11 protein-coding genes are annotated in these 14379 nt (G+C 54.9%); 4 read left to right on the forward strand and 7 right to left on the reverse strand.

Annotated features, from left to right (window positions below):
• The first annotated feature begins 17 nt into the window (after positions 1–17).
• Entirely contained in the window at positions 18–3017 is a 3000-nt protein-coding gene (locus QSV34_RS05670) for a TonB-dependent receptor (RefSeq protein ID WP_289152734.1), read from the forward strand.
• A 115-nt stretch (positions 3018–3132) separates the two neighbouring features.
• Positions 3133–4278, forward strand: a complete 1146-nt coding sequence (locus tag QSV34_RS05675) for a TlpA family protein disulfide reductase (protein ID WP_289152736.1) — start codon at positions 3133–3135, stop codon at positions 4276–4278.
• Between the two features lie 8 nt (positions 4279–4286).
• Here the strand turns inward: QSV34_RS05675 and QSV34_RS05680 are convergent, their stop codons facing one another.
• The 7 genes from QSV34_RS05680 to QSV34_RS05710 form a co-directional block, all read right to left on the reverse strand.
• Positions 4287–5015, reverse strand: a complete 729-nt coding sequence (locus QSV34_RS05680; protein WP_289152738.1) for a 16S rRNA (uracil(1498)-N(3))-methyltransferase — start codon at positions 5013–5015, stop codon at positions 4287–4289.
• 66 nt (positions 5016–5081) lie between these two features.
• Positions 5082–5678, reverse strand: coding sequence for a carboxymuconolactone decarboxylase family protein (locus tag QSV34_RS05685; RefSeq protein WP_289152740.1), 597 nt, complete (start codon positions 5676–5678; stop codon positions 5082–5084).
• 185 nt (positions 5679–5863) lie between these two features.
• A complete protein-coding gene (gene metF / locus QSV34_RS05690; RefSeq protein WP_289152741.1) occupies positions 5864–6703 on the reverse strand; it encodes a methylenetetrahydrofolate reductase [NAD(P)H] in 840 nt (279 codons plus the stop codon).
• A 221-nt stretch (positions 6704–6924) separates the two neighbouring features.
• A complete protein-coding gene (ahcY, locus tag QSV34_RS05695; protein ID WP_289152743.1) occupies positions 6925–8286 on the reverse strand; it encodes an adenosylhomocysteinase in 1362 nt (453 codons plus the stop codon).
• A gap of 83 nt (positions 8287–8369) precedes the next feature.
• Entirely contained in the window at positions 8370–8720 is a 351-nt protein-coding gene (locus QSV34_RS05700; RefSeq protein ID WP_289152745.1) for a four helix bundle protein, read from the reverse strand.
• 71 nt (positions 8721–8791) lie between these two features.
• Entirely contained in the window at positions 8792–9949 is a 1158-nt protein-coding gene (gene metK, locus QSV34_RS05705) for a methionine adenosyltransferase (protein WP_289152747.1), read from the reverse strand.
• Positions 9950–10031: 82 nt separating this feature from the next.
• Positions 10032–11012 carry a metalloregulator ArsR/SmtB family transcription factor gene (locus tag QSV34_RS05710; protein ID WP_289152748.1) on the reverse strand — a complete coding sequence of 327 codons (981 nt, stop codon included), beginning with the start codon at positions 11010–11012 and terminating at the stop codon, positions 10032–10034.
• A 179-nt stretch (positions 11013–11191) separates the two neighbouring features.
• Here QSV34_RS05710 and tkt point away from each other — a divergent pair, with 179 nt between their 5' ends.
• Together tkt and gap are read left to right on the forward strand one after the other, a co-directional pair.
• Complete coding sequence (gene tkt / locus QSV34_RS05715; RefSeq protein ID WP_289152750.1) at positions 11192–13186, forward strand: transketolase; 1995 nt, start codon at positions 11192–11194, stop codon at positions 13184–13186.
• A 115-nt stretch (positions 13187–13301) separates the two neighbouring features.
• Positions 13302–14312: a type I glyceraldehyde-3-phosphate dehydrogenase gene (gene gap / locus QSV34_RS05720; RefSeq protein ID WP_289152751.1), complete on the forward strand. Its 1011-nt coding sequence runs from the start codon at positions 13302–13304 to the stop codon at positions 14310–14312.
• Positions 14313–14379: the final 67 nt, after the last annotated feature.

Here is a 14379-nt window from a genome sequence, read left to right on the forward strand (position 1 = left end):
CAATATAGAGGTGGGTAATGAATTACTTGAACGACAAACAAAATGTAAAAAGCCTGGTGCGCGGTATCGCTTCCGCCCTGGCATTAACTGCGTCCGGCACCCTGTTGGCTGACAACACGGAATTTTCTCTGGACATTGAACAGCAAAAAGCCGGCAGCGCCCTGTTAACCCTTTCCAAGGTTTCCGGTGTGCAGATTATGTTGCCGCAAACCATTGGCGCTGGCATCGAACTGCCTGCCGTAAAAGGCGAACACAGTGTGGAAAGCGCATTGAATGTGATGCTTTCCGGCACCGGCCTGACCTACGAATACGCTTCCGATAACACCATTGTGATCAAGCAAGGTGAAGGTACTCCCGAAGCAAAAAAAGCGTTAGCAGAAGCCGATGAAGAAGTAGTCATTACGGGCACGCTTCTGCGCAACGTACACCCCACCTCCCCCGTAGTAACCTTCGACCGCGAAGATTTTGAGCGCCTGGGCGTCAGTACTGTGGAAGATGTTTTGCGCAAGCTGCCCCAGAACCGGGCTTCCTTTAACAGTGAGTCCAGTCGCAACAGCCCGCTTATAGATAACCAAAGACCATTAGCAGGCAATGGCCACCAGGGCAATGCAGCTGTAAATTTGCGCGGTTTGGGGTCAGATTCCACATTGGTGCTGATTAACGGTCGGCGCACCAGCGGTTCGCCAATTGGTGAAGCCAGCTTTGTTAACCTGAGCACCATTTCACTGGGGACTGTGGAGCGAATAGAAATTATCCTGGATGGCGCTTCTGCACTGTATGGGTCTGATGCAGTGGGGGGCGTTATCAATATTATTACCTCAAGGGATTACCGTGGCGCCGAGACGTCCGTGAGATATGAGAATGGCCTGAATGGTGGCAACGTCTATTCGTTAAACCAGACAGTAGGGTTTGGCTGGGAGAGCGGTAATGCCCAATTGACGCTGAGCAAACGGGAGCGGCAGGCGACATCGCAGGTGAAGGCGGGTTTCACCTCTTTGGATTTTCGCCCTCGAGGGGGATCAGATTTTTCCACGGACTTCTTTGGTTCTTTGGTTACAGCGTCTCCAGGACTGGTATTTGAAGGCGTAGAAGCATTTCCAGGTTTCTTTGTGGGGGGGGACCTGATTGGGTCGCTACCAGAGGGGAATAGTGGTGTTGGTGCCCAGCCTTCAGATTTCGACCTGGCCTTGGGACAAGCCGCCATGGAGCAAGCTTTTCTTGACCGTGAATTTGCGGCCACTACAGAAAATACATCGCTATCATTGTCCTTGCAGCAGGAGTTTTCTGGGGTTGATACTTACCTGGATATCAACTACTCGAAGACAGAAAATGACGGTGGCGATGGCACGCCCTCTTTTCTTGGCCGTGTGCCAGTAGACAATCCATTCAATCCATTTGGACGAGTAGTTGTTGTGAACTATCGGTTCGATCAGGAGCTGGCAGATGGTTTGCTCAGTCGGGAAGAAACTCTCACGCAACAAGAGCGGATGGAAGTCAGCCTCGGCTTCAAAGCGGAATTGCCCTTCTCGGATTGGCTGCTAAGTACTGACCTGACCGCTTCGCGGGAATCGACAGACAATAACACTACCGCTTATTTCTTTACCTCCCCCAGGGATGGAGGCCCAAACGGCAGGGATATACTCAATGTATTTGGTGATGGTTCGGCGCAAGCAGATGTGAATCTTGATGATTTATATCGATATGAGCTATTCCCCAACGCGCCCGAGGTGACATTGCTCTCTTTCCGCTCAGTGGCTGAAGGCGGGTTGTTTGATATGGCCGGTGGGGAGTCCAGGCTGGCGGTAGGGCTGGAAGTGCGCGAAACAGAAGTCAATTATAGCGAAGACCCCAATCGCTCTTTGCTTATAACAGGATTTGGGGTTTCCAATGCGGTCAATGTTGATACCGATACCCTCAATAATTTGACGACAACTCCGAAAGAACAAGTGGGAGCGCTGTTTGCGGAGGTCTCCCTGCCGCTGGTTGGTTCGGACAACAGTTTGCCGGGAATCGAATCCTTTTTAGTCACACTGGCGGCACGAACGGAGCGTTATGAATTACCAGATGCCAAGCTGGGAAGCGGCTCATCTTACAGTAATACCAGCCCTAAAATAGGTTTTACCTGGGGGTTAACTGAAACGTTGAATGTTCAGGGGACATGGGGTGAATCTTTCAGGGCGCCGACCGCCAGGCAAATTACGTCTCCGGAAATAATCACGCCGCCGGGATTTATTCGCGATCCGTTCAACCCCGGTGGTGAGGCTTTTGTCCAGGCATTCCGCCACATCGGTGGCAATGGCGACCTGAAGCCGGAAGTCTCCAAGACCATGACGCTCAGTATGCGCTGGACACCGGAATTTCTGGAAGGTGCCTATATGGAAGTGCTGTTTAACCAGGCGGATACAACAGACGAAATTGATACGCCGCGGCCGTTCGGGGCGCTTGGATTGGCGAATCTGTCAAATCCGGATATCGCGATCCGTGACAGCAATGGTGTGTTGACCAACTTTTTGCAACTGCCCACCAATTTGAATGACAGCCACCAGAAGAGCATCGATGTTCGTGCCGGCTATGCGCTGGACACAGAAAGGGGAGCATTTACTGCAAACTTTACTGGCACTTACAACAAGGAACAAAAGTTCGTTTTGGTAAATGGTGACGTGGTAGATCTGCGTGGCACTGAGCAGGCCCCTTCCAACTGGGCGGCCAGGGCAGATTTTGGCTGGAGCGAAGGGAATTACGGCATTAACCTCACTGCCAACTACCACAGTGGTTTTAATTATACCGATGGAGGATTTTTGGATACCCCGGATCGGGTGGAGCACTACACCACGTACGACGTCACTGGCTACTACAACCTGGTAGACAGTGGATGGCGGTTCCTGGCCGGCGTATTGGATCTGACACATACCCCTCCGCCTTTTGTGAATAATCAGGCCTCTCCCTGGGACTTGTCTCGTGTCAGTTCACGCGGGCGAGTGATGTACCTGGAAGCGAAAAAAGAGTTTCAACTCTAAGCAGACAGTGCGCCGGAAGAGGCAATGCCAAAAGAGGTTTGCTTTTTCCGGTGTTTGTCAGTGTTCTGGGGGAAGGTGTAAAACCCTTCCCTTGTTTTTTTAGGGAGGGAAATTTATGAAATATTCCAGGTTAATCAGTAAGTCAGCCGCCTTATTGATGCTGTTGCTTTGCATTTTCCCGGTGACACAGGCGAGCCCGGCCCGCGAAGACACCATGCAGGCCATTGAACGCATGAAACAGGCAACCGAGGAAAATCAGGAAAAAATCAAGCAGGCGATCGCTGAATTTCGCGCTGGCAAAATCAGCGAACAGGAGTACATTGCCGGAGCCGCCGAGCGGCAATGGCCGGATTATGCCTCCATCTCGAAGCAGGTAATCAGCGTCTACCGGGAGAACCCCAAAGACGATGATGCGGTTACGGCGATGGCCTATGTACTGTATTACTTGCCTGCCGACTACAGCAGCGGTGAGCATGATGAAGAAAATTTGTCCTGGCGATTGGAAATCGCCGAATTATTCCTGAAGTATCATGCCCACCGGCCAGATGGTTGGGAGACGATTCGTTACCTCGGGCTTCCCGGCGCCACGCAAGCGGAGTATTTCAAAAGGCTCTATGAAAAAAGCAACAATCCTCACACCCGCCTGCAGACAGGTCTGTGGCGAGCGCAGTATTTTACCCGGCTATCCACGGATTTGGGTTCGTCCGCCCAGCAACAAAAAGCCAACAGAAAACAGGCCAACCAATTGCTGGAAAGCCTGAAAGCTGAGGCAGGTGAACATTTGCCGGAGTATTCGACTCAGATAAACAACATACGTGCTCAATTGGAAGGTGTTATTGGTCAGCCACTGGCTGACTTTGAAGTGGCTGACCTGAATGGCAACCCGGACCGGCTCAGCAATCACACCGGCAAGGTGCTGTTAATCGATATCTGGGCCACCTGGTGTTCTCCCTGCAAGGAGGCCATTCCCGACTTGCGCGCCATCCAGGAGGAATTGGCAGCGCGGCCCTTCGAGATGATTTCTGCCAGCGTGGATGACGAAGCGGAAACGGTGCTGGAGTACATTCAGGAAGAACAGCCGATGCCATGGATTCATTGGCATTTGGGGCCGGAGCAGACACAAATAAGTGGTATTACCGGTTACCCCACCTACCTGGTGGTGGATCACAAGGGCATTTTAAAAGCAAAAATAACCGGTAGCGGTTCAGAACATCGCATACGGGAAGAGCTGCTGCGTCTGATAAAACTGGCCGAGAAATAAAGCGGGGTTTACCAATCCCCCCACTGAAATTGCAGCAAGCTGATGGCCGCCAGTGGTGCGGTTTCTGTCCGCAGCACCCTTGGCCCCAGGGTCAGGTTTTTAAAATCACGATCGTGGCAGGCCTGAATTTCCATATCCGACAAGCCGCCTTCCGGGCCAATAGCGAGAGCGACGGAATGGGGGGTATCGCGGTAATCCCGTAAGGCTTTTTCGCTGCGGTGATGAAGGACAAATTTTTGCTTTGCGCTTGTGTTGGCTAACCACTCTTGCAACGTGACGGGATGGTGAATCGTTGGCACTCGATTTAACTGGCATTGCTCGCAGGCGCTAATAGCGATTTGCTGCCAATGGCGCAATTTCTTGTCGGCGCGGTCACCCTTCAGTTTGACTTCCGTACGCTCGGTATAGAGCGGGGTGATTTCTGCAACGCCCAATTCGGTGGCTTTTTGTACCACTGTGTCAAAGCGGTCGCCGCGAGACAGGCCAATGCCCAGGTGAATGGCCAGCGGTGAGGCACGATCAATATCGCTAAAGTGATCGATGCGCGCCAGCGCCTGCTTTTTGCCTATCTCTACCAAGGTGGCGGAATATTCGCCGCCAGTGCCGTTGAACAAAACCACTTGCGCACCAGCCTGGGCGCGCAGCACGGTAACCAGATGGCGAGTGGCTTCCGGGCTAAGTGTGACTTCGCTGCCAACCGCTAGTGGCTGGTTGAGATAAATACGGGAAATTCGCATAAAAATGTGCGCAGCGGCGTTTGCCTGTTAAACAAAAACTGCGCACATTTTAGCCGTAGCGACGGACTATTGGGAAACGTGTTTGCCGCCGTCCCAGCCGCCAGAACTCAATACTCTCTCGCCCATGGCTTTCGGCGATTCTTCCAGGTCCGTGGCCATGGAATCGTTCCAGCGGTTGAGGAAACCGTACAGGCTAATAGCGCCGAGGATATGGACAATTTGTTTCTCGCTCCAATGCTCTTTCATGCGATCCATCAGTGACTGATCCACATTGTTGGGTACAGAGCCTGCCGCCAGAGCAAAATCCAGTGCTACCCGCTCGGCGTCGGAATAATGCTCGCTGGTTTGGTAATCCCACAGGGCGTCGATTTTTTCCTGAGGGATGCCGTGAATCTGCGCCGCCACCAGAGAGTGAGCTTCGCAGTACTGGCAGCCAGCGGCGCGGCTGCAAAAGTGCGCCAGCATACGCATAAAGCCCAGATCGACCCCGCCTTCTGCATTCATCACCGCTTTGGTGAGTACGCCAAAGCCCTTCACCATATCCGGGCTGCGCTGCATGGTGAGCAGGCTGTTGGGCACAAAGCCAAGGATCTCAACGAAAATCTGGAAGTCGTCCGCCAGTTCCGGATGGGTGTCGGCGGGCAGGGGTTGCATATGGGCCATGGGGTTTCCTCGCGGCAATTGAATCAATGCCGGGGAGATTGCCGCGTCGCTTCGCTCCTCGCAATGACGAAAGTGGGCAAAGGCTGTAAGTTTGGATTTACAGACGGTTGGACGTTCGATGTTGGACGTTTGACGAGGGCTCCGTAGCAGGCTCGTCTAACGTCCAACATCGAACGTCAAACGGGTTATGGCAGTAACCCCAAGTTCTCAATAATCTGCCGGGTTGGCTCCACCTGGTTCATGGTGTAGAAGTGGAAGCCGGGTACGCCGCCGTCGATCAGTTGTTCACACAGGCTGGTGACCACATCCAGGCCAAAGGCTCGAATGGCTTCTTTATCATCACCGCAATTTTCCAGACCTTTGCGAATCCAACGGGGAATGTCGGCGCCGCAGGCGTCAGAGAAACGCACCAGATTTTGGTAGTTGGTGATGGGCATAATGCCGGGGTAAATAGGCTGGTGAATGCCCGCTTTGTCGCACTCCTCGGCAAAGTAGAAGTAGGCGTCGGCGTGGTAGAAGTACTGAGTAATGCCCGCGTCGGCACCGGCATCAAACTTGCGCTTCAGGTATTCGATGTCTTTGCTGTAGCTGGGCGCCTGAGGGTGGATTTCCGGGTAGCAGGCCACGGCAATTTTAAAGTGGTCACCAAAGTGCTTGCGAGCAAAGGCCACCAGTTCAGACGCGTACACCACCGCAGGTGCTCCCATGCCGGATGGCAGATCACCGCGCAGAGCCACTAGGCGGCTGACGCCGGCGTCTTTGTAATCGCTCAGCAGCCCGTGAATGGTTTCCTCACTGTCGGCACCAAAGGAAAGGTGCGGCGCAATGTCGTAGCCTTCCTCGCGCATTTCCAGCACCAGGCCTTTGGTGTTGTCGCGGGTGGAACCACCGGCTCCGTAGGTGCAGGAGAAATAATGGGCGTTGAGCTTATTCAGCTCGGCGCGAACAGCTTTCAGCTTCTCACGACCTTCCGGTGTTTTAGGCGGGAAGAATTCGAAGCTGATTTGGATTTGGTCGGTGGTCATGGGTCAGTCCGTACGGTCGTAAAGACCGTAGTTGTTTAATAGCTGGACTGGCCGCGCGTCGCACGTCGCACGTCGCACGCTAAAACCAAGCGCTCTGTAGGTCGGCCTTCAGGCCGTCAAGCAGCCTGCTAGTAACCACTTATGGTGACGGGCTAAAGCCCGACCTACATGAAAGGTGTTTTTAGCGTGCGACGTGCGACGTCAGACGTGCGACCCCTCAATCAATAACGATACGCTTCTGGCTTATAGGGCCCTTCAACCGGCACCCCAATATATTCAGCCTGCACATCGGTCATCTTGGTAATCACACCGCCAAAACCGGCCACCATATCGGCGGCTACTTCTTCGTCGAGTTTCTTGGGCAGCACTTCCACTTTCAGCAGTTCCGCTTTGCGCTCGTCGCTCTGGTGGGCGTATTTCAGTTCCCACAGGTGCATTTGCGCCAGTACCTGATTGGCGAAGGAGCCATCCATAATGCGTGATGGGTGGCCGGTGGCGTTGCCCAGATTCACCAGGCGACCTTCGGAAAGCAGGATGATGTGGTCGTTGTTGGCGCGGTCGCGGTAGATTTTGTGCACTTGGGGCTTCACTTCGTCCCACTCGTAGTTGTCGCGCATAAAGGCGGTGTCGATTTCGTTGTCGAAGTGGCCGATGTTGGAAACCACGCAGCCGCTTTTCAGGACGGCCAGCATGGCGGCGTTGCACACGTTGACGTTGCCGGTGGTGGTGACTACCAGATCGGTGTTGCCTAACAGCTCAGCATTTACACCTTGGCTTTGGTCGCCATTTACAAACGGGGATACCACCTCGAAGCCATCCATACAGGCTTGCATGGCACAGATGGGGTCGATCTCTGCAACCCGCACAATCATGCCTTCCTGAACCAGAGATTGGGCGGAGCCCTTACCCACATCGCCGTAACCAATCACCAGTGCCTTTTTGCCCGCCAACAGGTGGTCGGTGCCGCGCTTGATGGCGTCGTTCAGACTGTGACGGCAACCGTACTTGTTGTCGTTCTTGGACTTGGTCACCGAGTCGTTGACATTGATGGCAGGTACTTTCAATTCGCCATTGGCCAGCATGTCGTACAGGCGGTGTACCCCGGTGGTGGTTTCTTCGGTAATGCCGTGGACGTTATCCAGTACCTGCGGGTATTTTTCGTGCAGCATGGCGGTCAAGTCGCCGCCGTCGTCCAATACCATGTTGGCATCCCAAGGCTGGCCGTCTTTGAGAATTTGCTGTTCCAGGCACCAGTCGTACTCTTCCTCGGTTTCACCTTTCCAGGCAAATACCGGTGTGCCGTTGGCGGCAATGGCGGCGGCGGCGTGATCCTGAGTGGAGAAAATATTGCACGACGTCCAGCGCACCTCCGCACCCAGCGCTTCCAGAGTCTGGATCAGCACGGCTGTCTGGATGGTCATGTGAATACAACCGAGGATCTTCGCTCCTTCCAGTGGTTGTTGCCCTGCGTATTTTGCGCGCAACGCCATCAGCGCTGGCATTTCCGTTTCGGCGATGGCGATTTCTTTTCTTCCCCAATCTGCCAGAGTTATATCTGCGACTTTGTAATCTGTGTTGCTCATAGTTTAGTGTCCTGTTTTAGAGGTCGCACGCCGGTAGTCGCACGTCGCACGCTAAAAGCGGTGCTGGGTGAGAGTTCCGTGTATTAGCGAACCGTTAATTTGTTTATTAGGCTGTTTAGCATCGCGCACACATGATCTAAGCGCTCTTCGAATTTGACTTCTGGAGATAAAAAGCCAAGTCGAATTGCCAGCATTGCCTGGGTTTCCAATTCATTTGCTGAGCCGCGTGCGATGGTCAGGAAGCGAACAAAATCTTTGTCACTACCTCTGCCAGCACCTTCCGCGATATTCGAAGCAATGCTCACACTTGCTCGGCGCATCTGCGAAGTTAGCCCAAACTTCTCTTCGTCTGGAAACAACTTGGTCATCTGATAAACATCAAATGCCAGCTCCATTGCCTGTTTCCAAACAACCAGTTTCTGGTATTTCTTCATACTCTCAGCTCCTCCCTGATCTGACGGTTTTAGCGTGCGACGTGCGACTACCGACGTGCGACCAAAAACACTTACAATGCGGCCCTCAGTGCTTCGGCTTTGTCGATACGCTCCCACGTGAACTCGCATTCATCCCTGCCAAAGTGCCCATAAGCCGCAGTCGGTCGATAGATGGGGCGCTTCAGGTCGAGCATATCGACGATGCCTTTAGGGCGCAGGTCGAAGTGGTCGCGCACCAGGGCTTCGATGTGCTCTTCCGGCAGTTTGTTGGTGCCGAAAGTGTTGATGCTGATGGAGGTGGGCTCGGCGACGCCGATGGCGTAGGACACCTGAATCTCGCAGCGCTCTGCCAGCCCGGCGGCGACAATGTTTTTGGCCACGTAGCGGCCGGCGTAAGCAGCGGAGCGGTCTACTTTGGACGGGTCTTTACCGGAAAACGCGCCGCCGCCATGGCGGGCCATGCCTCCGTATGTATCGACGATGATCTTGCGGCCGGTGAGGCCACAATCGCCCACCGGGCCACCGATAATAAACTGGCCGGTGGGGTTGATGTGGTAACGGGTGTCCGCGTGCAGCAGCTCTTGCGGCAGGCAGTGCTGGATGATCTCTTCCATCACCGCTTCGCGAATGTCATTTTGAGAAACGTCCGGGTCGTGCTGGGTGGACAGTACCACCGCGTCCACCGCTGTGGGGCGGCCATTGTTGTCGTAGCGCATGGTCACCTGGCTTTTGGCATCCGGGCGCAGCCACGGCAGCACACCCTGCTTGCGCAGGTAAGCCTGGCGCTCTACCAGACGGTGAGAGTAGTAGATGGGGGCGGGCATCAGGGCGTCAGTCTCGGTGGTGGCGTAGCCGAACATCAGGCCCTGGTCGCCAGCGCCCTGGTCTTTGTCGTCGCCTTCATCGACGCCCATGGCGATATCGTGGGACTGCTTGCCAATGGCGTTGAGTACCGCGCAGCTGGCGCCGTCAAAGCCCACGTCGCTGGAGTCGTAGCCAATATCCAATACCACGTCCCTGACAACTTCTTCCAGATCCACGTAGGTGGAAGTGCGCACCTCGCCGGCGACAACCACCATGCCGGTTTTGACCATGGTTTCTACCGCCACGCGGGACTCCGGGTCGTCTTTCAACATGGCGTCGAGAATGGCGTCAGAAATCTGATCCGCCATTTTGTCCGGGTGGCCTTCGGAGACGGACTCCGAGGTAAAAACGGTGTAATTGCTCATGTTTTGCCTCTTTAGTATGTGAGACGAGAGATGGGAGATGAGAGACGTGTTACTCCGAATTAGCTGCGGAGTCGCCCGTCTCTCATCTCCCGTCTCCCATCTCTCGTTTCATAAAGTGCCGTAATTGCACCTTAAATCCATTCTTCAACGCCAGGTACTGACTCTGCCCCTCGCTCAAGCCGGCTTGCCCGGCCCACTCGGTTAAATCTTCCGGTTCAAACCCCAGCCACTGATCGCCGCAGGCCTCTTTGGCCCAGCTTTGGTCGTGGCGGCAGAGGTCGGTGACCAGCAGTGCGCCACCGGGGTTAAGCAGTTGCCCAAGGTCGCTGAACACATCCGCTGGAGAGGGGGTGTGGTGCAGCACCATATTGATGGTGATGCAGTCTGCCTTTAATCCCTCGTTCACGGCGGCGTTAGTATCACCGTGAAAAAATCGAATGTTAGTAAGCGCTTGCTTGCTCGATAATTCCTGTGAACGCTGCAGCATCTCGCTGGACAGTTCCAGTGCGATAACGCTTTCGAAATGCTCGCTCAACGTCGGCAGTAATTCCCCTTCGCCGGGGCCAACTTCCAGCACATTCGCCGCAGATGGCGGCACAATGTTAGTTAAAAGTTCACTTATCGCCTCTCCATAGTCCTGGTGGCTGGCGATCATGTCCTGGTAGCGGCGAAAGCGTTTGGCGTTGCGTTGAAAAAATTCCCGTGACGCCTCCCGCCGCTCTGCCTGTACCGCTTGCACCCCAGCCAGCAAAGTCTCGCTGAGGGGCAGTTGATCCGCTGCCGCAAACAGTTCTGCAAACAGTGTTCTGTAGGGGCCGTTGGCGGCGGCGCGCCGGTAGAACACCGTATTACCCTCTTTGCGAGTCACCACCAGACCAGCTTTGGATAACACCTTGAGCTGGTAGCTGAGCGCGGATTGCCGCAAGTCCAGAACTCTGCCCAACTCCAATACTCCGTAAGAGTCTTGTTGCAAAATTCGCAAGATTTCCAATCGCAACGGGTCGCCAGCGGCCTTGAGCAGGGCGGCCAGACCCTCGCTGGCAGGTTGCGTATCGTCATTCATGGCGAGGCATACTAACAGAGCACTCAACCTATATCAAAATATTTTGATATAGGTTGACGAATGTCGTCCTGAGGAGCGCAGCGACGTGAGGATCTCACAAGTAAGGAATAGCGGTTTACGCCACATGCCAATATAAGAGAAAATAGCGCCTTTTTCTCATACCCCAAAGGAAATCCCCGATGCCCACTCGTCGCGACCTTGCCAACGCCGTACGCGCCCTCAGTATGGATGCTGTGCAACAAGCCAACTCCGGCCACCCCGGTGCCCCCATGGGCATGGCGGATATTGCCGAAGTGCTGTGGAACGATTTTTACCAGCACAATCCTGCCAACCCGGAATGGGCCGATCGCGACCGCTTTGTGCTTTCCAATGGCCATGGTTCCATGCTGCATTATTCCCTGCTGCATTTGGCCGGTTATGAGCTGCCCATTGAGGAGCTGAAAAACTTCCGCCAGATGGGTTCCAAAACCCCCGGCCACCCGGAGTACGGTTACGCGCCGGGTATTGAAACCACCACTGGCCCGTTGGGTCAGGGCATCACTAACGGTGTAGGCATGGCGCTGGCGGAGAAAGTGCTGGCTGCCCAGTTCAACCGCGACGGCCACGCTATCGTCGATCACAACACCTACGTGTTTCTGGGTGATGGTTGTTTGATGGAAGGCATTTCCCACGAGGCTTGTTCTCTTGCGGGCACCTTGGGTCTTGGCAAGTTAATTGCGTTTTGGGACGACAACGGCATTTCCATCGACGGTGAAGTGGAAGGCTGGTTTAACGACGATACGCCGGGGCGCTTCCGCGCTTATGGCTGGCAAGTGATCGAAGCGGTGGACGGCCACGACAGTGATGCCATTAAAACGGCGGTTGAAGCCGCCCGTGCCGAGGCCGGCAAACCCACGCTGATTTGCTGCAAAACCATTATTGGCTTTGGCTCCCCCAACAAACAGGGCAAGGAAGATTGCCACGGTGCGCCGCTGGGTGCGGATGAAATTCAACTGGCCCGGGAAACCCTGGGCTGGGATCATGGCCCATTCGAGGTTCCCGCAGAAGTGTACGCAGGCTGGGACGCCAAAGAAAAAGGCGCTGCCGCCGAGAGTGACTGGAATGCTCGTTTTGACGCCTACCGTGCGGCTCACCCGGAGTTGGCCGCCGAGTTTGAGCGTCGCATGAAAGGTGACCTGCCTGCGGACTTTAGCGAAAAGGCCGATGCGTATATCGCCGAATGTCAGGCCAAGGGTGACACCATTGCCTCCCGTAAAGCCTCGCAAAACACCCTCAACGCCTACGGCCCACTGCTGCCTGAGCTGATTGGCGGTTCCGCCGACTTGGCGGGCTCCAACTTGACGATCTGGTCTGACAGTAAAGGCGTGTCTGCGGACGATGCCGCCGGCAATTACATTTATTACGGTGTGCGTGAATTTGGCATGTCCGCGATTATGAACGGCATTGCCTTGCACGGTGGTTTTGTCAATTATGGCGCTACCTTCCTGGTGTTTATGGAATACGCCCGCAATGCAGTGCGCATGGCGGCGCTGATGCAGCAGCAAAGTATTTTTGTGTACACCCACGATTCCATTGGCCTGGGTGAAGACGGCCCCACCCACCAGCCGGTGGAGCAAATTACCAACCTGCGTACCACGCCGAACATGCACTGCTGGCGCCCCTGCGATGCTGTGGAATCTGCGGTTGCCTGGAAAGGCGCGATTGAACGTCGCGACGGCCCCAGCGCATTGATTTTCAGTCGTCAAAATCTGCCTCATCAGCAGCGCAATGCCCAACAGTTGGCGGATGTGGCTCGCGGTGCTTACACCTTGGTTGATTGCGATTGCACGCCGGAAGCGATTCTTATTGCCACCGGTTCAGAAGTGGGTCTGGCCGTGGATGCTGCTGCCAAGCTGAGTGAAACTGGTCGCAAGGTTCGCGTAGTTTCCATGCCCTGTGCGGAAATTTTTGCCGCTCAGGACGCAGACTACCGCGAGTCGGTATTGCCTGCTTCTGTGTCCCGCCGGGTAGCGGTAGAAGCGGCCCACGGTGACTACTGGCACAAGTGGACAGGCCTTGGCGGCAAAATTGTCGCTATGAACAGCTTTGGCGAATCCGCCCCGGCGGGTGAACTGTTTAAGCACTTTGGCTTTACGGTTGAGAACGTGGTCGAGACGGTAGAGAGTTTGTTTTAAAAAACAGATAGCGTGTCATCCCCGCGAAGGCGGGGATCCATTTCGAACAGCGCTCGAAATGGTGGATTCCCGCCTTCGCGGGAATGACGAGTAAGGGGTCGACTGTGGAAACGACGTGCGCGTAGCAATCAATGGCTTTGGCCGCATCGGCCGCTCGGTATTGCGGGCGCTCTATGAGAGCGGCTGCAGTGATGAGCTAAAGGTAGTGGCTATCAACGAGCTGGCGGACTGCAAGACCGTTGGCCATTTGTTGCGCTATGACTCCACCCATGGGCGTTTTGCCGGCGATGTGGCGGTGGCCAATGATGTGTTGACAGTCAACGGCGATCGTATTCAGGTATTCCACTGCGAATCCATTAATGATCTGCCCTGGGCAGAGGTGGGCGTGGATGTGGTGCTGGAGTGCACCGGCAGCTTTGATGATCGTACCACTGCAGAGCATCATCTCGCCCAGGGCGCCAAGCGGGTTTTATTCTCCCAGCCAGCAAAACCGGAAGTGGATGCCACCATCGTTTACGGCGTCAATGAGCACTTGCTCACCGCAGACGCCACCATTGTTTCCGGTGCGTCTTGCACCACTAACTGTGTGGTGCCGGTGATTCAGGCGTTACAGGATACCGTAGGGGTGGAATACGGGGTGATTACCACTGTGCACTCCGCAATGAACGATCAGCCCCTGATCGACGCCTACCACCACACGGATTTGCGCAAAACCCGCTCCGCCGTGCAGTCAATTATTCCGGTAGATACCGGCCTGGCTCGTGGCATCGACCGGGTGATGCCGCAGCTGGCGGGGCGTTTTGAAGCTCAGGCCATGCGTGTGCCCACCGTCAATGTATCGATGATCGACTTGTCGGTGCAATTGGCCAGTGATGTGGATGCCGAGCAGTTGAATGGCATCCTTGCTGAAGCCGCCCGCGACCGTTTTCACGGTGTGCTTGGCTATACCGAAGAGCCGCTGGCCTCCTGCGATTTTAATCACGACCCGCGTTCCGGTATCGTCGACGCCGGCCAGACCAGGGTCAGTGGCAAACGTTTGGCGAAAGTACTGATCTGGTTCGATAACGAGTGGGGTTATGCCAATAGGTTGCTGGATGTGTTGCGGTATTGGAAAACGAGAATGTGAGACGAAAGACGGGAGACGAGAGATGTGTCGCTTATCTCCTTTTATGCCTTTACTGGCGAGTCTTGCG

It is taken from the genome of Porticoccus sp. W117 (genome assembly GCF_030341905.1).
GTDB lineage: Bacteria > Pseudomonadota > Gammaproteobacteria > Pseudomonadales > Porticoccaceae > SCSIO-12696.